Genomic DNA, 21,445 nt, shown 5'->3' with positions numbered 1-21,445 from the left:
AATTTCGGGGGTGCCTCAGGCCCGCACGACGGCGGCGATGCGGTCGCCGACCTCGGTGGTGCGCACCGGGGCGCCGGGCTCGCGGGACAGCGCGTCGGCGGCGACGGCCTCCTCGATGCGGCGGGCGTTGGTCTCGTCGCCGAGGTGGCGCAGCAGCAGGGCGGCCGAGAGGATCGCGGCCGAGGGGTCGGCCACGCCGGTGCCGGCGATGTCCGGGGCGGAGCCGTGGACGGGCTCGAACATCGAGGGGTTGGTGCGCGTGGAGTCGATGTTGCCGGAGGCGGCCAGGCCGATGCCGCCGGTGACCGCGCCCGCCAGGTCGGTCAGGATGTCGCCGAAGAGGTTGTCGGTGACGATCACGTCGAAGCGGGTGGGGTCGGTGACCATGTAGATCGTCGCGGCGTCGATGTGGCAGTAGTCCACGGTGACGTCCGAGTACTCCTCGCCGACCTCGGCGACGGTGCGCTCCCACAGGTCGCCGGCGTTGACCAGGACGTTGGTCTTGTGCACCAGGGTCAGGTGGCGGCGGCGGTTGTTCGCGCGCTCGAAGGCGTCGCGCACGACGCGCTCGACGCCGTAGCGGGTGTTCTGGGAGACCTCGCTGGCGACCTCGTGGGGCGTGCCCTCGCGCAGGGTGCCGCCGTTGCCGCAGTAGAGGCCCTCGGTGCCCTCGCGCACGACGACGAAGTCGATCTCGCCGGGCTCGGCCAGCGGGGAGGCCTCGGGACGGTAGAGCTTGGCGGGGCGCAGGTTGACATGGTGGTCCAGCTTGAAGCGCATGGCCAGCAGCAGGCCGCGCTCCAGCACACCCGGGGGCACCTCGCCGGGCGAGCCGATGGCGCCCAACAGGATCGCGTCGTGCTCGCGCAGGCGGGTCAGGTCCTCTTCCGGCAGCAGCTCGCCGGTGCGCAGGTAGCGCCGGGCGCCGAGGTCGAACTCGGTGACCTCGACGTCGTCGCGGACCGCCTGGAGGACCTTGAGGGCCTCCGCGGTGACCTCCGGGCCGATGCCGTCTCCGCCGATCACTGCCAGTTTCATTTTGCGATATTCCTTTCTCACCTAGTGGACTTTCGTTCACCCTACAACGTGCGCCGCCGCCGCACGTGCACACCCTCATTTTCGGGGGTGGCGTCAGCGGATACGCCACGGCCCCCGGGGTGTCCGGGAGCGGACGCCGCGGGGGCCGCGCGGGTGGCCGTGGGTGGCCGGGTGCTAGCCCAGGTTGAGCTGGACGGCGGTGGCACCTAGGGCCGAGCAGATGTCCTCGACGATCTCCTCGGGCACCTCGCGCTCGACGCGCAGGATCAGGGTGGCGCCGTCGCCCTTGGCGGCCTGGGTGAGCGCCGCGGCCTCGATGTTGATGTCGGCCTCGCCGAGGCGGGCGCCGGCCTTGCCCAGGGCGCCGGGCACGTCGGTGTAGCGCAGGAAGAGGTTGTGACCCTCGGCGCGCATGTCGACGCCGCGGCCGTTGATGCGCACGATCTTCTCGACGCGCTCCAGGCCGGTCAGCGCACCGATGACGGTGGCGCGCGCGCCGTCGGCACCGATGACAGTGACCTCGAGCACGGAGCGGTGGGTGGCCGACTCGGTGGCGGTGGAGACCTTCAGGTCCACGCCGCGCTCCTCGGCGATGCGCGGGGCGTTGACGAAGGTCACCGGCACCTGGGTGATCGCGGAGAAGAGGCCACGCAGGGCGGACAGCCCCAGGCCGTCGACCTTCTCGGTGGACAGCTCCCCGCGGGCCTGGACGGCCACGCTGTCGGGGGCCTCGCCGAGCAGGCGGCCGGCCAGCCGGCCGAGCTTGCGGGCCAGGTCCATCCAGGCGGCGACCTCCTCGCCGACGGCGCCGCCGGAGACGTTGACGGCGTCCGGGACGAACTCGCCGGCCAGGCACTTGAGCACGGAGGCGGCGACGTCGGTGCCGGCGCGGTCCTGGGCCTCGACGGTGGAGGCACCCAGGTGCGGGGTGACGACGACCTCGTCGAGGGCGAACAGCGGGGAGTCGGTGCACGGCTCGGTGGAGTAGACGTCGAAGCCGGCGCCGCGGATCTTGCCGGCCTTGATGGCTTCGGCCAGGGCCTGCTCGTCGACCAGGCCGCCGCGGGCGGCGTTGATGATGATCTGGCCCTCCTTGGCCTTGCCCAGCAGCTCGGCGTCGAACATGCCGGCGGTCTCGGAGGTCTTGGGCAGGTGGATGGTGACGAAGTCGCTGCGCTGCATCAGCTCGTCGAGCTCGACGAGGTCGACGCCGAGCTGGGCGGCACGCGCCGGGTTGGCGTAGGGGTCGTAGGCGACGATCTCGTCGACGTCGAAGGCGCGCAGGCGCTGCGCGAAGAGCTGGCCGATGTGGCCGAAGCCGACGATGCCGACCGTCTTGCCGAAGATCTCGACGCCCTTGAAGGAGGAGCGCTTCCACTCGGCCTCGCGCAGGGTCTTGTCCGCGGCCGGGATCTGGCGGGCGGTCGACAGCAGCAGCGCGATGGCGTGCTCGCAGGCGGAGTGGATGTTGGAGGTCGGGGCGTTGGCGACCATCACGCCACGCTCGGTGGCGGCGTCGATGTCGACGTTGTCGAGGCCCACGCCGGCGCGGCCGACGATCTTCAGGTTCTCGGCGGCCTCGAGGACCTCGCGGTCCACGGTCGTCGCCGAGCGCACCAGCAGCGCGTCGGCCTCGGGAACGGCGGCCAGGAGCTCCGGACGGTTCGGACCGTCCACCCAGCGCACCTCAACGGAATCCCCCAGCGCCTCCACGGTGGAAGGGGCCAGCTTGTCGGCGATCAGAACGACTGGACGGCTCACGTCTTCTCGTCTCCTATGGTGTGTTTCTGCGATACGGACCGCCGCTCACTCTACGCGCGGTATCGCAGATCACAGGCACCACCCCTTGTTAACCTCACCCCCCACCACCCCCGGGGTCAGCCGTACGTTCCCCCTCAAGTCACGCACGGCTTTGCGAAAGAAAGTGGGACACGCCGTCCCACTGGTTGGGCGCACCCCCGTGCGTCGGGGCGCGACCGGGCGCCCCACCCCCGCGGCGCGCGGGCAGCGCCCCTGCGTCCGGTCGGCCTTCCGGCCCGTGCGCCTACTGGTAGGAGATGAACCAGGGCCGCGGGTCGACGGCGAAGGTCTGCTCCGGGTTGAACATCGGCTGGTCCTCGTCGAAGAAGTTCTTCCAGGCCATGTTCCAGACCGGGTCGAGGCCCTGGCGCAGCACGTTCCAGGTGTCGAACTTCTGCTCCGGGACACCGTGGCCGTCGGCGTGGAGCACGTAGGACAGCTCGGCGTGGTCGGTGTTGATCTGCTCGCGGTCGCGCAGCATCTGCACCTGGAACTGGTGGACCACGAAGGCCTTCTGCGGCAGGTTGTTGTCGCGGACCAGCTGGGCGAGCCACTCGGAGACCTCGTCGACCTCGTGGGCCTCCACCGAGCCGACGCGCTGGGCGGGCAGCTCGTCCGGGCCCATGTGCCACTCGGGGTCGAGGGCCAGGCCGACGTTGGGCCGCTTGAGCAGCTCCTCGTAGCGCTTGGCCTGGTCCAGGAAGTTGCCGCGACCCGGCTGCAGGTCAAGCACGGCGTAGCCGCCGGCGTCCGTGATCGCGTCGACCCAGGGGGTCAGCTCCTCGAGGGTGGCCTCGTTGGAGTAGTCGCCGTCCTCGCCGGGGAACTCGCTAGCGACGGTGGCGATGATCTCGAAGGTCGGGATGACCGGCTCGTCGCCGTCGATGGCCTGGTACTGCTCGGCGATGCCGCGCACGTAGTCGACCGACTCCTGCGGCGGGCGCTCGCCCATCACGCCGAGGGCGCCGCCGGACGGGTGGCCGTAGAGGGCGACCATGCGCCGGCCGGGGAAGACCAGGTGGCCGCCGCCGGGCAGCTCCGCGGTCTCGCGCGCGGAGGCCTCGATCGCACCGGTGAGGCGCTCGGCGGAGCCGAACTGGGCGCCGAGGGCGACCAGCGGGCGGTCGGCCAGGCCGGCGACCGCCTTCGAGGCGTCCTCGCTCACGCGCGGGTCCGGGTAGTCCAGGACGGTGACGTCAGCGCCGTAGGCGCGGGCGTTGGCGACGTCGACGACCGGGGACTCCGGGGTGGCGAGCACCACCGGCGGGTTCTCGCGCGGGGTGGACACCGGGAGCGAGCCCTCGGCGTCGCCCGGCTCCTCGGAGGCCTTCGCCTCGTCGGCCCTCTCCTTATCCTCTTCCGGCTGTGCGTCCTGCGCGCCGTCCGCGGCGAGAGCCTCACCCTCGGGGGCACCCTCGGCCGGGGCCCCACCCTCGGGGGCGCCCTCCGGGGCACCCTCGGCCCGCGCGGGGTTCTCCATCCCCGCGCCGGGCTGGAGCTCCTGCGGGTTCTCCGGGTCGAACTCGGCCAGCGCGCGCACCGCGCCCTTGTCGGCGGGCACCTCGGTGCGCTCGAAGCTCAGGCTGGTCAGCTGCTCCAGGCCGTCCTCGCCGGCCGGGGCGCGCACGACGGTCAGACCCTCGACATCGGGGGCCTTGACGTCGCCGAAGGTCACGGCGATGCTCGCGCCCAGGCGGTCGATCTCGGCGGCGACCTCGCCGGCGGTCTCGGGGGTGACCTGGAGCAGCGGGGCGTGGGCGGCGACCGCGGCGGAGGCCGCGCGCAGCTGGTCGGCCACGCCCGGCCCGGCGAGCACGACGGACTCGGCGGAGTCGAAGAAGAGGGCGCTGGACTCCACGCCGGTGCCGGAGGCGTCGGCGAGGACCTGCGGGCGGTCGCCGAAGCGCTCGTCGACCTGGCGGTCGCGGTTCTGCTCCGCGGCCTCCTCGACGGAGGCGGCCGAGGTCGCGGCCGAAGAGTCCGACCCGTTGCCCTCCCCACTGTCCGAGCAGGCGGTCATCATCGTCGCCGCGATGGCGGCGGCGGCCGTGGCGGAGGTGGCGCGGAAGAGAAGGCGGCGCTTGTTCGTCGACATGTCTCGTGAGTCTAACGGCAAGCACCCGGCCCCCGCCGCCCGCCCCGTGCGGCGCATCATCCCCATGGCGCGCCGCCCGACCCCGGCGGCGCGCCTCTCCCCCGATCTCCCGGTTACTCCTCGGAGGAGCCGGCCTCGGTGTCCTCCGCCCCGGCGGACCCGTCCTCGGCCTCGGCGTCGGCCACCGCGGAGTCCTCGGCGTCGTCGAGGTCGCCCTCGGCCTTGGCGTGGGCGCCCCCGCGCCGGGCCGCACCCTCGGCGGCGGCGTGGCGGCCGAGCAGCTCGCCGTCGCGGATGATCTCCTTGCCCATGGCGTACTCGATGATGCCGATGATGCGCTCGCGGCGGTCCTCGAAGAAGGCGTCGAAGTCGCCGCGCAGCACGTAGATCGGGGTGATCTCGTGGGTGGCCAGGACCTCGTCGAACTCGTCGTCGTCCATCAGGGACTTCGACTGCACGCGCGGCAGGTAGCGCGGCGGGGTCTGGTTCTCGATGACGACCTGGGTGCGCCGCGACATCGGGGTGCGGTTGACCACGCTCTCGCCGCGCAGCTCGTCGACGCCCTCCCCCTCCGGGAAGATGCGGGTGAAGTGCGGGCGCATCTGGTCATACGACCAGCGGTCGAAGGTCGCGCCGGTGCGCCAGTCGCGGGCGCCGCGGCCCATGAACAGCGCGTAGATGCCGTGGTGCAGCGGGCTGCCCGGCTGGGCCGAGAGCAGGCGGTCCTCGTGGAAGGTCGCGTCGCGCACGGTCTTGGGCTCCTCGTCGGTCTCGCCGGCGACCCACGCGGTGACCTCGTTGACGTCGCGCGCCATGCGGTTGCGCACGGCCGCCGAGCCGTAGAGCTCGCCGAAGACACCGGACCAGAACCAGCGGTTGATGCGGTCCCAGGCCTTGGTGTTGGACAGCGCGCGACCCTCGCGGTCGGCCAGCAGCGCCAGGATGACGGCCAGCGGGATGATCTGCTCGGTGTAGGGCACCTGGGACAGCGAGAGGATGCAGCGCTGCAGCAGGAACTCGGCGCTCTCGCGCAGGGTCACGCGCACCACCTTGGCGGCCTCGCGGTACTCGGCCAGCGACATGGCCAGCACGTCCTCGCGGTGGCCGCCGGCCCGGCCCTTGCGGGCGCTGACCAGCAGCGCCACGGCGGTGAGGAACTCGTTGCGGCCGATGCCGTCGAGGGCCGGGTACTCGCGCAGGGTCTTCTCGGTCTTCGCCCAGTCCTCGGCGAAGGAGAAGTCCGGGTCCTCGGCGGAGAAGACCGCGGTGAGCAGCTCGAAGACGTCCATCTGCAGGCCGGCCGAGTTCGCCTGGGCGAAGATCGAGCCGATGCCGGTGGACTCGGTGCCGCGCTCGAGGCGAATCATCGGGATGGAGTAGCGCGCCAGCGGGTAGACCACGGAGTTGAAGAACTCCTTGGCCGGGCCGCGGTTGTCGTCGCTGACCTGGCCGACCAGGTCGAAGAGCAGGTTCATCGCGTCGTCGCCGAGCAGCGCGGAGACCGGGATGCAGCCCTGCTGCAGGGCGGTCTCCTGGTCCGGCAGGCCGCCGGGGATCTCAGGGGCGAAATGCGAGCGGACCTGGCCGTCCTCACCCACGGCGAAGACCGCGGAGTCGGGCACCAGGTCGCCTTCGACGGCGCGGCGCACGTCCACGTAGAACTTGCGGCGCACCGGGCGGCCGCGGAAGTCGGTGGTGTCGACGAAGCCGTCGCCGCCGAGGCAGTGGTACAGGGTGGTCAGGCGCTGCTGGCCGTCCAGCAGCAGCATACCCGGCGCGTTGCCGGTGTCCGGGGCGCCCTCGATGGGGCGCGGGCGGAAGCGCAGCGGCATGTTGCGCGTGTCGAGGGCCATGAAGCAGCCCACGGGGAATCCGCGCAGGACGGTGACCAGCAGCGAGCGGATCATGTCGACGTCCCAGGAGTAGTCACGCTGGAAGTCGGGCAGCTGGAGGTCGCCGCGGTCGATGCGGGCGAAGAGGTCGGAGAGTCCGTAGCTCGGGGTCGAAAATCCCATGGCGCCAATCGTAGCCCGGCCCGGACATCGGTCAACAGACGTGTTCGTGGCGCTGGTGGCCCGGCCGCTCCAGCTGGATGGTCGAGTGCGTCACCCCGAGCCCGGCGAGCAGATCCTGCGCCTCGTCGAGCACGCCGCAGCCGTACATGTCCTCGTCGTCGACGACGAGGTGGCAGGTCGCCAGCACGTCGGTGCCGTCGGTGGACCACAGGTGCAGGTCATGGACGGCGACCACGCCGTCGACGGCCTCGAGCGCCCCGGCGATCTCCTCGACGTTGACGTCGGCCGGCGCGCGCTCGAGCAGCACGCTGACGGAGGCGGCCAGCAGCCGCAGGGAGCGCGGCAGCACCAGCGCGGCGATGATGAACGAGGCGATCGTGTCCGCCGGGGTGAATCCGGTCACCCAGATGACCAGGCCCGCGACGATGACGGCCACCGAGCCCAGCAGGTCCGAGAGGACGTGCAGGTAGGCACCGCGCATGTTGAGGCTGTCGTGCTGGCGGCGCACCAGGATCGTCGCGGAGACGCCGTTGGCCACCAGGCCGATGGTGGCCACGGCCAGCATAACGGGCACGTCGATCTCCTCGGCCGAGCCCAGGCGGCGCACGGCCTCCCAGACGATGTAGACGGAGATCCCGGAGACGGCCAGCGCGTTGACCAGCGCGGCGAGCACCTCCACGCGGCGGTGGCCGTAGGTCGCGCGCTTCGAGGGGGCGCGCCGGCCGATGAGCATCGCCACCAGCGCCAGGATCAACCCGGTGGAGTCCGAGAGCATGTGCATCGCGTCGGAGAGCAGCGCCAGCGAGCCGGAGACGAAGCCGGCGATCAGCTCGGCCAGGAAGATCACGGTGGTCAGCGTGATCACGCCGAGCAGGGCCCGCAGCGACTTCGGGGCGTGCGAGTGGCCGTGCGAGTGGTCGTGCGAGTGGTCGTGTGCGCGCCCGTGGCGGTGGTCTGCCCCGTGGCCGTGTGCGGTGGCGTCCATACCCCTGAGGATAGCCCAGTTTTCGCCTTATTGGAAATGTATTGAAAACGCGTGTTGCTCCCCCGCCGCCGTGCGCCAAACCCCGCACATACGGCGACGCCGCGGGGAGCGTGAACTCCCCGCGGCGTCGGAGATTGACGACGTCGCGCGTGCCCCTGCGGTGCGGCACGTGCGCGTCCGCCGGTGCCACAGGCGCCGGCGCGGCCGGTCCGGTGGACCTTAGGCGGTCGCGTCGAGCGGGTTCTTGACCCAGCTCATCAGGTCGCGCAGCTTGGCGCCGGTCTTCTCGATCGGGTGCGCGGCGACCTCGGCGCGGCGGGCCTCGAGGTCCTTGTTGCCGCCCTCGATGTTCTTGAGCAGCTGCTTGACAAAGGTGCCGTCCTGGATCTCCTTGAGGACCTCCTTCATGCGGTCCTTCGCGCCCTCGTCGACGATGCGCGGGCCGGAGAGGTAGCCGCCGTACTCGGCGGTGTCCGAGCAGGAGTAGTTCATGTTGCCGATGCCGCCCTCGTAGATCAGGTCGACGATCAGCTTCATCTCGTGGCAGCACTCGAAGTAGGCCATCTCCGGCTCGTAGCCGGCCTCGGTCAGCACCTCGAAGCCCGTCATGATCAGGTACTCCAGGCCACCGCACAGGACGGCCTGCTCACCGAAGAGGTCGGTCTCGGTCTCGGCCTTAAAGGTGGTCGGGATGACGCCGGCGCGGCCACCGCCGATGGCGGCGGCGTAGGACAGGGCCAGGTCGCGGCCGTTGCCGTCCGGGTCCTGCTCGACGGCGATGAGCATCGGGACACCCTTGCCGTCGACGAAGGTGCGGCGGACCAGGTGGCCCGGGCCTTTCGGGGCGACCATGCCGACGGTGATGGAGTCGGCGGGCTTGATCAGGTCGAAGTGGATGTTCAGGCCGTGGCTGAAGAACAGGGCGTTGCCCGGCTCCAGGTTCGGCTCGATGTCGTCGGTGAACAGCTTCGCCTGGGCCGTGTCGGGCGCCAGGATCATGATGACGTCGGCCCACTTAGCGGCCTCGGCGTTGGACTTGACCTCGAGGCCGGCCTCACGGGCCTTCTCGGCGGACTTGGAGCCCTCGCGGAGACCGATGCAGACCTCGACGCCGGAGTCGCGCAGGTTCAGCGCGTGGGCGTGGCCCTGGGAGCCGTAGCCGATGACGGCGACCTTGCGGCCCTGGATGATGGACAGGTCAGCGTCCGCGTCGTAGAGAACGTCAATGGCCATTGGAGTTACTCACCTTTCTGATGACGGTGTGTGGCAGGGATCGTCTGCATTCAGTGCCGCCCGATCGGACTTTTTCGAGGTTCCGATCGGACACCACGTGAATTACAATACACCCTACCAGAGATTTCATTGGTTGGGATAATGCGACAAAACACCAGTTGAGATGTATCGCCAGGTGGGATTACTTTTTTCCACTTGATTCCGCGGGCGCCAACACCTTGCGGCCACGGTTGAGCGCGATCTGCCCGGACTGGATCATCTCGCGGACCCCGAAGGGCTCGAGGACGTCGAGGAGCGCACGCAGCTTGCCCGGCGTGCCGGTCGCCTCGATGACCACCGACTCGGGGGCCACGTCGACGACGCGGGCGCGGAAGATGTTCGCCGCGTCGACGACCTTGGGCCGGTTCTCGTTGTTGGCGTCGACCTTGACCATCAGGATCGCACGGGCGATCGTCGAGTCCTCCTCCAGGAGGCGGACCTTGAGCACCTGGATGATCTTGTTGAGCTGCTTGGTGATCTGCTCGATGCTCTTCTCGTCGGCGTCGACGACGATCGTCAGGCGGTTGATGCCCTCGGTCGCGGTCTTCGCCGAGACGAGCGAGACCAGGTTGTAGGAGCGCCGGGTGAACATCGCGGAGACCCGGGTGATGATGCCGTCGACGTCCTGGACCAGGACGCTCAGGATGTTGCGCTTCTTCTGCGGCGCGACGTTGGCGGTGGATGCCACGGGGCTCAGTCCTCCTTCTTCTTGCCGGCCGCACCCGCCGCGCCGGCGGCGCCGGCCTGGGCCGACTCCTCCGCGCGGGTGTCGAGGTGCTCGCCGATCGTCTCGTCGATGGTCTCCGGGGCCTCCGCCGCCGAGTGCTCCTCGTCGAAGAGCGGGCGCAGGCCCTTGGCGTACTGGATCTCGGAGTTCGAGGCGCCCGCCGAGATCATCGGCCAGACCTGCGCGTCCTCGCCGACGATGAAGTCGATGACGACGGGGCGGTCGCTGATCTGCCGGGCCTTCTCGATGGCCGGGGCGACCTCGTCCTTGTCCGTGACCCGGATCGCCACGCAGCCGAGCGCCTCGGCCAGGCCGACGAAGTCGGGCACGTACTCGCCCTGGTTGCGCAGGCGGGTATTGGAGTAGCGGCCCTCGTAGAAGAGGGTCTGCCACTGGCGGACCATGCCCAGGTTGCCGTTGTTGATCAGGGCGACCTTGACGGGCATGCCCTCCACCGCGGCGGTGGTCAGCTCCTGGTTGGTCATCTGGAAGCAGCCGTCGCCGTCGATGGCCCAGACCTCGGCGTCGGGCCGGCCGGCCTTCGCGCCGAGGGCCGCCGGCACGGCGTAGCCCATGGTGCCCAGACCGCCGGAGTTCAGCCAGGTGCGCGGGTGGGCGAAGTCGAGGAACTGCGCCGCCCACATCTGGTGCTGGCCCACGCCGGAGACGTAGACGGCCTCCGGGCCGACGGTCTTGGCCAGGGTCTCGATGACGTACTGCGGCGAGAGCGAGCCGTCGGCCGGCTCGTCGTAGCCGCGGGGGAAGCGCTCGCGCAGCCCGTCGAGGTAGTCGCGCCACTCCTCGGTGTCCGTGGTCGCCTCGCGGTGACGGAAGGTCTCGGCGAGCTTGACCAGGGTCTTGCGCGCGTCGCCGACGATGGGCACGTCGACGGCGCGGATCTTGCCGATCTCGGCCGGGTCGACGTCGGCGTGGATGACCTTGGCCTCGGGCGCGAAAGTGTCCACGTCGCCGGTGACGCGGTCGTCGAAACGGGCGCCGATGGCGATCAGGAGGTCGGAGCGCTGCAGGGCCGCGACCGCCGGCACCGAGCCGTGCATGCCGGGCATGCCCATGTAGAGCTCGTGGTCGGTGGGCATCGCACCCAGCGCCATCAGGGTGGTCACCACGGGGATGTCGGTCAGCTCGGCGAACTCGCGCAGCTCGGCCGCGGCGTCGGCCTTGATCACGCCGCCGCCGACGTAGAGCACGGGCTTCTTCGCCTGCTCGATCATCTCCACAGCCTGGCGCACCTGCCGCGAGTGCGGGGAGGTGACCGGCTTGTAGCCGGGCAGGTCCAGCTCGGGCGGCCAGACGAACTCGGCCGTGGTGATCTGGACGTCCTTGGGCACGTCGACGAGGACGGGTCCCGGCCGACCGGTGGCGGCGAGGTGGAAGGCCTCGGCCAGCGCCTTGGGGACGTCGCGGACGTCGGTGACCATGAGGTTGTGCTTGGTCACGGGCATGGTCACGCCGCGGATATCGGCCTCCTGGAAGGCGTCGGTGCCGAGCATGCCGCGGCCGACCTGGCCGGTGATCGCGACGATCGGCACCGAGTCGAGCATCGCGTCGGCCAGGGCGGTGACCAGGTTGGTCGCGCCCGGGCCGGAGGTCGCGATGCACACGCCGACCTTTCCGCTGGCCACCGCGTACCCCTCCGCCGCGTGCCCGGCCCCCTGCTCGTGACGCACGAGCACGTGACGGACCTTCTCGGAGGAGTACAGGGGGTCGTAGAGCGGCAGCACGGCGCCGCCGGGAATGCCGAAGACGACGTCCACGCCGAGCTCCTCGAGGGAGCGCACGATCGCCTGGGCGCCCGTGATGGCCCCTCCCGCCCCGGGGGCGGGTGCCGTGGGCCTGGTGTCTGCTTCCACGTTCACGTCTTGTTGGCTCCTCACCACTTCACATCTCTTCTTCCCGCCCCGCGGGCCGCGGGTGGGACAGGACAAAAAACGAAAAAGCGCCCGGCCGGATCGTCTCCGCCGTGTGGCGGTGCGTTCCGGGGGCGCTAGCCGAGGTCGACTTGTACGTCCGTTACGGCACGCGCCGTGCGGTTCCGAGTACAAGCCAAATAATGTCCATGTGAGGCATCCTACACATTGCGGTGAGCCGCCCAAAATCAGACACCTCACCCACCCCCGGGCGACATGACAGCAATCACTCCCGACGAATGGAACCGCAGGTCCGCGGGGTGAGACGATCCGGTCACCCCTCGGGAACGGGGGCACCCCCGCACCCCGCCCGCCGGGAGCCGCGTGCCGGTTTCCGGGGAGTCGCCTGGACGGGGCCTCGGACCGGGATCCCGCGGCTAGGGTGGGCGACATGCCGATCGGATACATCCTGACGGTGATGTGGGCGTGGATCGCCGAGAAGGGCATCACGCTCGCCCTGATCACCGTCGCCGCCCTGATGGTGCCCCGCCTGGGGCGCTTCCTCATCCGCGAGATCAACACGCGCATCGAGAGCTCCCAGGAGCAGCAGGAGGGCAAGACCTCGCTGGCGCTGACCACCGCGGCGGTCTACATCGGCCAGCTGGTCGCCTACTTCCTGCTGATGGTGTTCTTCCTCAACACCCTCGGCTTCTCGCTGGCCGGCGCGGCCATCCCCGCCACCGTCGTTTCCGCAGCCCTCGGCCTCGGCGCCCAGAGCATCATCGCCGACTTCCTCGCCGGGTTCTTCATCCTCACCGAGAAGCAGTATGGCATCAACGACTGGGTGCGCTTCGAGGGCTCCGGCGTGGAGGTCGAGGGCACGGTCATCTCCATCACCCTGCGCGCCACCAGGATCCGCACGCTGGCCCAGGAGACGATCACCATCCCGAACTCGACGCCGAAGGTCTGCGTGAACTCCTCGCAGTACTGGTCGCGCGCTGTGGTGACCATGCCGATCCCGCTGCGCAGCTCCCACTCGACCGAGGAGGCGATCGACCGAGCCGAGGCCGCCGCCACCCGCGCGCTGCACCGCGAGGAGATCCGCGACGACGTCCTCGACGAGCTCGTCGTCCAGCCCGCCGTCGACGTCACCCCGCCGAGCACCGTGGGCACCCCGTGGACGATGTCGGTCCGCCTGATGGTCACCTCCTCGGCCGGCGCGCAGTGGGCCGTCGAGCGCGCGATGCGCACCGCCATCCTCGACGAGTTCTGGGACGAGTACGGCGCCGCCCCGAGTGTCACCGGCGCCCCGATCGACCACGACCTGGCCCACAACCGCGACGCCGCTCCCCCGACCGCGCTGTTCACCGCCGCCGAGCGCCACAACGCCGCCGGCGGCTCCCCCGTTATTGACGACGCCGCGCCCGGCACCGTGGCCGGAGACGGTGCGGTGGTTGCCGACGGTGCCGTCGCCGCCTCCGGCGGCGCGGACGCGACGTCGGAAATCGACGCGCAGACGCGCTCCATGCCCGCCCACTCGGGCCCGGCCAAGCCCGTCTCACCGGTCTCCGCCGAGGACGACCCGGCCGCGCAGAAGCAGGCCGGCGAGGACGCCCTCGACGAGGAGGCCGACGCCGAGCGCCACACCGGGCTGCTCAGCCTCGGCGGGCGGGTGCGGCCCTCGACCACGCTGCTCGGCGTGGCGATGGCGGTGCTGCTCTTCCTGTGGGCCTCGACCGTGCAGACCGGCGAGGGCTGGGAGGGCTCCGACGGCTGGCTGGCCCCCCGCACCGACGAGACGGTCAGCTCCACCCCGGAGACCACGCAGGAGCGGACCGTCGAGGAGTCCTACCCGGAGACCACGCAGCCGACCACCACCGCCGGCACCGCCGAGGAGACCCCGCAGGACCAGGCCACCCCCACCCAGGGCGAGGGCGCCGGGCAGACCGAGCCGCAGCGGCCCGACCAGCAGGACCGCTCCCCGAACCAGAACAACCGGACCAGCGTCGCGCCGACCGAGCCGACCGGCGACCAGGCGGACTCCGACGCGCGGTCGGGGTCCGGAGTCGGAGGCGGCGCGACGGCTGACTAGTATTGCCGTCATGACTTCCGCAGCCGAGCGCCCCGTCGACTTCCGTCCCGAGCGCACGCACCTGCTCGTCGGAGCGATCATGACCGTGATCATGCTTATCCCGATCGGGTCGGCGCCGCTGGCGCTCGGCTGGACCCTCATCTTCCCCGCCGCGTACCTGTGGTGGATCCTGCGCGCCCGCACCCGCGTCGGCGTCGGCGGGATCACCGCCCGCTACGCCTTCCGCGCCGCCCGCTCGGTTTCCTGGGACGAGCTGGCCGGCGTCGGCTTCACCGGCCCGCGTGCCGTGGCCCGCCTCGGGGACGGCTCCGAGTTCGTCCTGCCCGCGGTCACCTTCAACTCGATCCCCGCCCTCGCCGAGGCGTCGGGCGGACGAATTACCGACGCGCTGAGCGCCGCGCGCGAGGCCGTGGACGACATGGTCACCATCACCCGCGCCGACGGCACCCAGCGCCTGGTCACCCGCGAGGAGTTCGCCGAGCTCGTCGACGCCGGCCGGGTACGCCCCATGGCTTCGGCCGCCGCCGGCGACGCCCAGGAGTCCGAGGGCACCGAGGTATCCCGCGGCTCCGGGAGCACCCGAGTAGCCGGGTCCTCCCGGGCGGCCGGGGACCTAGGCCGGGCCGGCTGCTCCGGTGAGGGCCGCCGCACCCCCGCCGAGGCCGACCGGCCCGAGCCCCGCGACTAGCCCCCGACGGCCCGTCACCGACCCCGGACGGGCGGTGTGCCCGCACACCGCGCACCCCCTCCCGACGCGACACGTCGCCCGCGCACCCCGCGCGTGACGCACGCCACGCCCGCCCGACACCCACCCGTATCCTCTCCCGCCCCAGTCAGGAGCCCTGAAGTGTTTCCCCTGCGTTCCAAAGTCACCACGGTCGGCCGTTCCGCGGCCGGCGCCCGCGCCCTGTGGCGCGCCACCGGCACCGGCGAGCACGAGTTCGGCAAGCCGATCGTCGCGATCGTCAACTCCTACACCCAGTTCGTGCCCGGCCACGTCCACCTGAAGAACGTCGGCGAGATCGTCGCCGACGCCGTGCGCGCCGCCGGCGGCGTGCCCAAGGAGTTCAACACGATCGCCGTCGACGACGGCATCGCCATGGGCCACGGCGGCATGCTCTACTCGCTGCCCAGCCGCGAGATCATCGCCGACTCCGTCGAGTACATGGTCAACGCCCACACCGCCGACGCGATGGTGTGCATCTCCAACTGCGACAAGATCACCCCGGGCATGCTCAACGCCGCCATGCGGCTGAACATCCCCGCCGTCTTCGTCTCCGGCGGCCCGATGGAGGCCGGCAAGGCCGTCGTCGTCGACGGCGTGGCCCACGCCCCGACCGACCTGATCACCGCGATGTCCGCCTCCGCCAGCGACCAGGTCTCCGACGAGGGCCTGGCCCAGGTGGAGAACTTCGCCTGCCCGACCTGCGGGTCCTGCTCCGGGATGTTCACCGCCAACTCCATGAACTGCCTGACCGAGGCCCTGGGCCTGTCGCTGCCGGGCAACGGCTCCACGCTGGCCACCCACGCCGCGCGCCGCCGCCTCTTCGAGGAGGCCGGCCGCCGTGTGGTCGAGCTGTGCGACCGCTACTACGGCCAGGAGGACGAGTCCGTCCTGCCGCGCTCGATCGCCACCAAGCACGCCTTCCAGAACGCCATGTCGCTGGACATGGCCATGGGCGGCTCGACCAACACGGTCCTGCACATCCTGGCCGCCGCCCAGGAGGGCGGGGTCGACTTCGACCTGGCCGACATCGACGCGCTGTCCTACGACATCCCGTGCCTGTCCAAGGTCGCGCCGAACTCGAACTACCACATGGAGGACGTCCACCGCGCCGGCGGCATCCCCGCCCTCCTCGGCGAGCTGCGCCGCGCCGGCAAGCTCCACGAGGACGTCCACACCGTGGCCTACCCGAGCCTGGACGAGTGGCTGGACGACTGGGACATCCGCGGCGGCAAGGCCACCGACGAGGCCTTCGAGCTCTACCACGCCGCCCCGGGCGGGGTGCGCACCACCGAGCCGTTCTCCCAGGACAACCGCTGGGACGAGCTGGACCTGGACCCAGTCGACGGCTGCATCCACGACGTCGAGCACGCCTACACCGCCGACGGCGGCCTGGTCATCCTGCGCGGCAACCTCGCCCCCGACGGCGCGGTGATCAAGTCCGCCGGTGTCGACCAGTCGCTGTGGAAGTTCACCGGCCCCGCCCACGTCTTCGAGTCCCAGGAGGAGGCGGTCTCCGCCATCCTCAACCGCGACATCGTCCCCGGCGAGGTCCTGGCCATCCGCTACGAGGGCCCCTCGGGCGGACCGGGCATGCAGGAGATGCTGCACCCGACGTCCTTCCTGAAGGGCTCGGGCCTGGCCAAGAAGTGCGCGCTGATCACCGACGGCCGCTTCTCCGGCGGCTCCTCGGGCCTGTCGGTCGGCCACATGTCCCCGGAGGCCGCCCACGGCGGCCTGATCGGCCTGATCGAGAACGGCGACCCGATCTCCATCGACGTCCACGGCCGCGAGATCAACCTGGACCTCGACGAGACCGAGATCGCCAGGCGCCGCGCCGCCATGGAGGCCCGCGAGAAGCCGTGGACCCCGGTCGACCGCCCGCGAAAGGTCTCCCGCGCACTGCGCGCCTACGCCGCGATGGCCACCTCGGCCGACAAGGGCGCCGTGCGCCAGCTGCCCGACGAGCGCTAGTCGCCCGGCGACGGCCGGGTGACGGCCGACGACGGCCGCCACCCGGGCGCTGCCCCGGGCGCGCGCCGGTGGGCGGACACGCGCCCGCGGGCGGTAATCTGTCTACCCATGCCGGTTCACTCGAACACCACGGATTCCCGCACGGCACCCCTGGCCGCCCTGCGCCGCCTCATCATCCTCATCGGGATGGCGACCGGGCTGGCGGTCACCGCCCAACGCGTCCGGGCCTTCGGCTACCCGGAGGACACCCGTGTCCTCGACTACGCGCTGGACATGGCCGTCTACCGGGAGGGCGTGCGCGCGTTCCTCTCCGGCGGCGAGCTCTACTCGCAGATGATGGACGTCGACGGCATCAAGCTGCCGTTCATCTACCCGCCCTTCGGGGCGCTGGCCCTCTCCCCCTTCGCCCCGACGTGGCTCAGCCACCGCGCCGCCGGCGACCTGATGGTCGTCCTCTCCGGACTGCTGGTCCTGCTGTGCCTCCACCTCGTGCTGCGCGCCGTGGTGCGCGAGCGCGACTGGGTGCTGCCGCTGACGGCCGTCTCCTGGCCCGCGTCCATGGCGCTCGAGCCGCTGGTGCTCAACGGCGAGTTCGCCCAGATCAACGTCGTGATCATGGCGCTCGTCGTGCTCGACCTGGTGCCGCGCAAGCGGTACCTGCCGCAGGGTTGGCTGATCGGCCTGGCGGTGGCCATCAAGCTCTCGCCGGCGGCGATGCTGCTGTACTTCCTGGTCAAGCGTCAGATCCGGCCGATCCTCTCCGCCGCGGTCTCCGCGCTTGCCGCCACCGCGCTCGGTGCGGTGATCCGCTGGGACCAGACCAAGGAGTTCTTCGGCGACATCCTGCTCGGCATGGGCGGCGGCGGCGAGATCGGGGTGGACCCGACCTACACCTCCAACAGCTCGATCAAGGCGATGATCATGCGCTTCGCGCCGACGCACGAGTGGCTCACCGCCAATGACACGCTGGTCAACGTCCTCTGGCTGGTGCTCTCGCTGGCCGTGATCGCCTGGGGCGCCTGGCTGATGCACCGACTGATCACACGCGGCTGGGACACCGACGCCTGGCTGGTTAACGCGCTGGTGATGCTGCTGATCTCCCCGATCAGCTGGTCGCACCACTGGGTCTGGCTGGGCCTGTTCTTCCCCGTGGCCGCCTACCGGGTGCTCTCGTCGACCCGGCCCGCCCGCGGCGTGGCCGCCGTGGTGGGCCTGTGGGCACTGCTGCTTCTGACCAGGCCGCTGAAGTGGGCCTACGGCGACGGCATCGACTTCACCGAGCTGAGCTTTCTCGCCCGCGTCCTCGTCAGCGACTCGGTCTGGCTGGCCCTCGCCTTCCTGGCCGTGCTCACCGTCCACCTGGTCCGCAGCCCGGACACCGCGACCGGCACCCCGGAGACCACAGAGGCCGCGGGCGCCACGGCCGCCCGCTGACCCGCCTTGCCCCTCCCCGGCGGCCGCTGAAGGCCGCCCCGGACACACGAAAACGCCGGCCCGCAACGGGCCGGCGTTTCTCACGCTGCCCCGGGCGCGGGGCCCGGCGGCGGGAACGTCTCGACGTACCGGATCAGACGAGGCGCCGGATCAGAACGGGTTGACCCCCGCGCCGAACCACCACAGGGCGCCGAGCGCCACGACTGCGACGACGATGAAGATCCACGAACTGGCCAGCGGGCGGCGGGCCCAGCCGCGCGGGTAGTCGACCGCCCAGGTGCCCGGACCGGTGAACTGCAGGGCGATCAGCGCCCCGCCGAGCACCAGCGGCAGCCAGACGTCGGCCGGCCAGTTGAACACGTCGAGGCCGGCACCGGCGTTGAAGATCGCGTGCAGCGCGGAGAAGCCGACGGCCACGATGCCCACGGCGGCGAACAGCGGAGTGATCAGGCCGAGCAGCAGGAAGACGCCGGCGGCGAGCTCGGCGGCCGGCACGGCCACCGACAGAATGCCCGACCAGGCGTAGTTGGCGTAGTCGGCCTCCAGGCCCGCCAGACCCTCGCCGCCGTCGAGGCGGAAGAAGACCGTCAGCGAGTGCAGGATGAGGAACGCCGAGACGAACAGGCGCAGCAGGAACAGGCCGAAGTCGGTGGTGCCGCGGCGCGTGGCGTCCAACGGCTCCTCCTCGAGCCTGCCGAGGTCACCGGGGGCGATGACCTCCTCGTCGTCCAGGGCGCGCTCATCAGCGACGGTCGCGGCGCCGCCGGCACCGGCCCCGGCACCCGCGGCGCCGACGGCGGTCGGTCCGATGTCGAGGGTCTCGGTGGAGTCGCCGGCCGGCATGACCGTCGTCTCCGGGGCCTCCTCCTCACCGCGGCGCCTACGCAGGCTGCGCAGGCCGCGGCCCTCGTCGCGGGTGCTCGTCGGGGCGTCGGAGGCCAGCGGTTCGGAGCGGTCCGGGCGCGCCGTGGCACCGGCGGCCGGCCGGTCGAGGAACTCCGTCTCGGCGGAGTCGGCGTCAGTGCCGGCGGCCGGGCGCTTCTCCGGCTCCGGCGAGCGCGGCGGGATCGACTGGGGCGCGGCCCGGCCGGTGCGTGCGTAAGGGTCCGTCCGGCGCGGACGGCGCCGCGGGTGCGCGGCCTCCTCCTTGTCGGCCTCGCCGTCCTTGCCATCCTTGTCCGCCTTGTCGGCCTTGTCGGCGTCGCGCCGGGAGAGCCGCGTCGAGCCGGCGCCCGAGCCGCGGGCGGGGCGGGAGGTCTTGGCGTCTTTGTCGGGGTCGTAGGTGGGCAGGTCCAGGTCGTCGAAGTCGTCGTCGAGCGGCTGGGATCCGGCCCGGTCGTTTTTCTCGCTCATGTCCCACAGATTAGGCGGTGAACACCTTCTCACGGGGCTGCCGCGCGGGAGGGGCAGCGCCCGAGTTCACGCTCGAGCGCGTCCTTCTCCGCCGGGGTCACCCACAGCCCGTAGGCCGCCTTCACCTCGACCTGGCGGGTGGCGTAGTCGCAGCGGAAGGCCTTGTTCGGTGGCTGCCAAGTCGCCGCGTCCCCCGCGCCCTTGGACTGGTTTGCCGAGCCGTCGACGGCCAGGAGGTTGCGCGGGTCGTTGGCGAAGTTGCGCCGGGTCTCGGCGTCCCAGAACTGGGCGCCGGTCTCCCACGCGTTGGCCAGGGCGACCACGTGGTCGATGTGGATGCGCGAGGCCTCGTCGGTGCCGCGGTCGAAGCGGCGCACCTCGCCGGTGTAGGGCTCGTCGAGCAGCCCTGACTGCGCCACGCACCCGTGCGTGCCCGGGCGCACCTCGAGCTCGCGCAGGTCGCGGCGCAGGATGTCGTTGCGCGTGTCGCAGCCGTTGTGCCCGAACTCGACGGTGACGTCGTCGCTCCACCGCTGCCCGAACTCCTCGCGCTCGTAGCCCGTGCGCGGCGCCTTGCCCTTGACCTCCAGGCCCGCGAGCAGCGCAGAGACACCGTCCGCCTCCTCGCTTTCCGACGTCGACGGCCTCGGGGTCGCCGTCACGCTCGGCGCGGGCCCGCTTTCCGACGTCGCGTCGGCCGGCGTCTCCGTCACCGTCACCGTGGGCTGCGTGGCCGTCGCCTGCGCGGCGGTGGTCTGCACCTCGCGCTCGGCGCCCGGGGGCGGGGCGTCCTTGGCCGCGATGACCAGGGAGAGGACGAAGACCGCGGAGAGCGCGGTGAGGAACTTCTTCATGATGAATAGAACGTTAACAACGCCGCGCGACGCGCGGCACCACCGCCCGCACGACCGTCCGATCACGCGCACATCCCTTGCAGGCGCGACGTCGTCAAGCTATCTTTGTTGACATATCACCTAGAAGAGAGTCTGCACCATGGCACACGACGAGGACTGGGCCGGCGACGCGAAGAACGCCTCCCCGGACGGCGAGTTCGTCCGCGACACGACCTACATCACCGACCGCCTGACCGCCGACCTGGCGCCGGGCTCCGCGCCGCGCGCCCGCGAGGACGGCGCCTTCGACTGGCCGGTCGAGGCCGGCCGCTACCGCCTGATCGGCGCCAGGGCCTGCCCGTGGGCGCACCGCACCATCATCGCCCGGCGCCTGCTCGGACTCGAGGACGCGATCTCGCTGGGGCTGGCCGGACCCACCCACGACAAGCGCTCGTGGCGCTTCGACCTGGACCCCGAGGGCGTGGACCCGGCGCTCGGCGTCCCGCGCCTGCAGGACGCCTACCTCGCCCGCTTCCCCGAGTACCCGCGCGGGATCACCGTGCCGGCGCTCGTCGAGGTCGCCAGCGGCAAGGTGGTCACCAACGACTTCCCCACCATCCCCGTCGACTTCAACGACCAGTGGCGCGGGCTGGCGCGCGAGGGCGCGCCGGACCTCTACCCCGCCGAGCTGCGCGAAGAGATCGACGCGGTGGCCAAGCGGGTCTACACCGAGGTCAACAACGGCGTCTACCGCTGCGGCTTCGCCGGCTCCCAGGAGGCCTACAAGTCCGCCTACCACCGGCTGTGGACGGCACTGGACTGGCTCGAGGAGCGACTGAGCGGGCGCCGTTACCTGGTCGGCGAGCACATCACGCTCGCGGACATCTACCTCTACCCCACCCTGGTGCGCTTCGACCCCGTCTACCACGGCCACTTCAAGGCCTCGCGCAACAAGATCACCGAGATGCCCGCACTGTGGGGCTACTTGCGCGACCTGTGGCAGACCCCCGGTTTCGGCGACACCACCGACATCCTCGAGATCAAGCAGCACTATTACGCGGTGCACACCGACGTCAACCCCACTGGCGTCGTGCCGCTGGGCCCGGACATGACCGGGCTAAACACCCCGCACGGGCGCGAGGAGCTGCCCGGCACCCCCTTCGACGAGGGCGTGACCCTGCCCGGGCCGGTACCCGCGGGCGAGGAAGTCAAGAACCCGGACTTGTCCGCCTAGG

General features: G+C 71.3%; 15 protein-coding genes. 5 read left to right on the top strand and 10 right to left on the bottom strand.

What is annotated here, in order from left to right; genetic code table 11:
- Nucleotides 1-15 precede the first annotated feature (15 nt).
- The 8 genes from QQA02_RS01000 to QQA02_RS00965 form a co-directional block, all read right to left on the bottom strand.
- A complete protein-coding gene (locus QQA02_RS01000; protein WP_284774170.1) occupies nucleotides 16-1,038 on the bottom strand; it encodes a 3-isopropylmalate dehydrogenase in 1,023 nt (340 codons plus the stop codon).
- 174 nt (nucleotides 1,039-1,212) lie between these two features.
- Nucleotides 1,213-2,799 (bottom strand): phosphoglycerate dehydrogenase, encoded by a 1,587-nt coding sequence (gene serA / locus QQA02_RS00995; protein WP_284774168.1) that lies wholly within the window; start codon nucleotides 2,797-2,799, stop codon nucleotides 1,213-1,215.
- A 283-nt stretch (nucleotides 2,800-3,082) separates the two neighbouring features.
- Nucleotides 3,083-4,933 (bottom strand): MBL fold metallo-hydrolase, encoded by a 1,851-nt coding sequence (locus QQA02_RS00990; protein WP_284863001.1) that lies wholly within the window; start codon nucleotides 4,931-4,933, stop codon nucleotides 3,083-3,085.
- A 113-nt stretch (nucleotides 4,934-5,046) separates the two neighbouring features.
- Nucleotides 5,047-6,948 (bottom strand): GmrSD restriction endonuclease domain-containing protein, encoded by a 1,902-nt coding sequence (locus QQA02_RS00985; RefSeq protein ID WP_284863000.1) that lies wholly within the window; start codon nucleotides 6,946-6,948, stop codon nucleotides 5,047-5,049.
- A gap of 31 nt (nucleotides 6,949-6,979) precedes the next feature.
- Nucleotides 6,980-7,933 (bottom strand): cation diffusion facilitator family transporter, encoded by a 954-nt coding sequence (locus tag QQA02_RS00980; protein WP_284862999.1) that lies wholly within the window; start codon nucleotides 7,931-7,933, stop codon nucleotides 6,980-6,982.
- 219 nt (nucleotides 7,934-8,152) lie between these two features.
- Nucleotides 8,153-9,166, bottom strand: coding sequence for a ketol-acid reductoisomerase (gene ilvC, locus QQA02_RS00975; RefSeq protein WP_284862998.1), 1,014 nt, complete (start codon nucleotides 9,164-9,166; stop codon nucleotides 8,153-8,155).
- 181 nt (nucleotides 9,167-9,347) lie between these two features.
- Nucleotides 9,348-9,893 (bottom strand): acetolactate synthase small subunit, encoded by a 546-nt coding sequence (gene ilvN, locus QQA02_RS00970; protein ID WP_284862997.1) that lies wholly within the window; start codon nucleotides 9,891-9,893, stop codon nucleotides 9,348-9,350.
- Nucleotides 9,894-9,898: 5 nt separating this feature from the next.
- A complete protein-coding gene (locus QQA02_RS00965) occupies nucleotides 9,899-11,809 on the bottom strand; it encodes an acetolactate synthase large subunit (RefSeq protein WP_284862996.1) in 1,911 nt (636 codons plus the stop codon).
- Between the two features lie 442 nt (nucleotides 11,810-12,251).
- Between QQA02_RS00965 and QQA02_RS00960 the strand changes: the two genes are divergently transcribed.
- The 4 genes from QQA02_RS00960 (at nucleotide 12,252) to QQA02_RS00945 (ending at nucleotide 18,024) form a co-directional block, all read left to right on the top strand.
- Nucleotides 12,252-13,892, top strand: coding sequence for a mechanosensitive ion channel family protein (locus QQA02_RS00960; protein ID WP_284862995.1), 1,641 nt, complete (start codon nucleotides 12,252-12,254; stop codon nucleotides 13,890-13,892).
- Between the two features lie 10 nt (nucleotides 13,893-13,902).
- Entirely contained in the window at nucleotides 13,903-14,580 is a 678-nt protein-coding gene (locus QQA02_RS00955) for a PH domain-containing protein (protein WP_284862994.1), read from the top strand.
- Between the two features lie 159 nt (nucleotides 14,581-14,739).
- Nucleotides 14,740-16,590: a dihydroxy-acid dehydratase gene (gene ilvD / locus QQA02_RS00950; protein WP_284862993.1), complete on the top strand. Its 1,851-nt coding sequence runs from the start codon at nucleotides 14,740-14,742 to the stop codon at nucleotides 16,588-16,590.
- A gap of 108 nt (nucleotides 16,591-16,698) precedes the next feature.
- The gene (locus QQA02_RS00945) at nucleotides 16,699-18,024 is read left to right on the top strand and encodes a glycosyltransferase 87 family protein (protein WP_284774151.1); all 1,326 of its coding nucleotides are present in this window, start codon (nucleotides 16,699-16,701) and stop codon (nucleotides 18,022-18,024) included.
- Between the two features lie 150 nt (nucleotides 18,025-18,174).
- Here QQA02_RS00945 and QQA02_RS00940 read toward each other — a convergent pair whose 3' ends face one another.
- Together QQA02_RS00940 and QQA02_RS00935 are read right to left on the bottom strand one after the other, a co-directional pair.
- Nucleotides 18,175-19,377, bottom strand: coding sequence for a DoxX family membrane protein (locus tag QQA02_RS00940; protein WP_284862992.1), 1,203 nt, complete (start codon nucleotides 19,375-19,377; stop codon nucleotides 18,175-18,177).
- Nucleotides 19,378-19,406: 29 nt separating this feature from the next.
- A complete protein-coding gene (locus tag QQA02_RS00935) occupies nucleotides 19,407-20,231 on the bottom strand; it encodes an HNH endonuclease family protein (RefSeq protein WP_284774147.1) in 825 nt (274 codons plus the stop codon).
- Nucleotides 20,232-20,370: 139 nt separating this feature from the next.
- Here QQA02_RS00935 and QQA02_RS00930 point away from each other — a divergent pair, with 139 nt between their 5' ends.
- Nucleotides 20,371-21,444, top strand: coding sequence for a glutathione S-transferase family protein (locus tag QQA02_RS00930; RefSeq protein ID WP_284774145.1), 1,074 nt, complete (start codon nucleotides 20,371-20,373; stop codon nucleotides 21,442-21,444).
- Nucleotide 21,445: the final 1 nt, after the last annotated feature.

The organism is Corynebacterium sp. MSK006 (assembly GCF_030232385.1).
Lineage (GTDB): Bacteria > Actinomycetota > Actinomycetes > Mycobacteriales > Mycobacteriaceae > Corynebacterium > Corynebacterium frankenforstense_A.
Note: the sequence above shows the minus strand (reverse complement) of the source record. Positions and strands in the feature narration are given on the sequence as shown.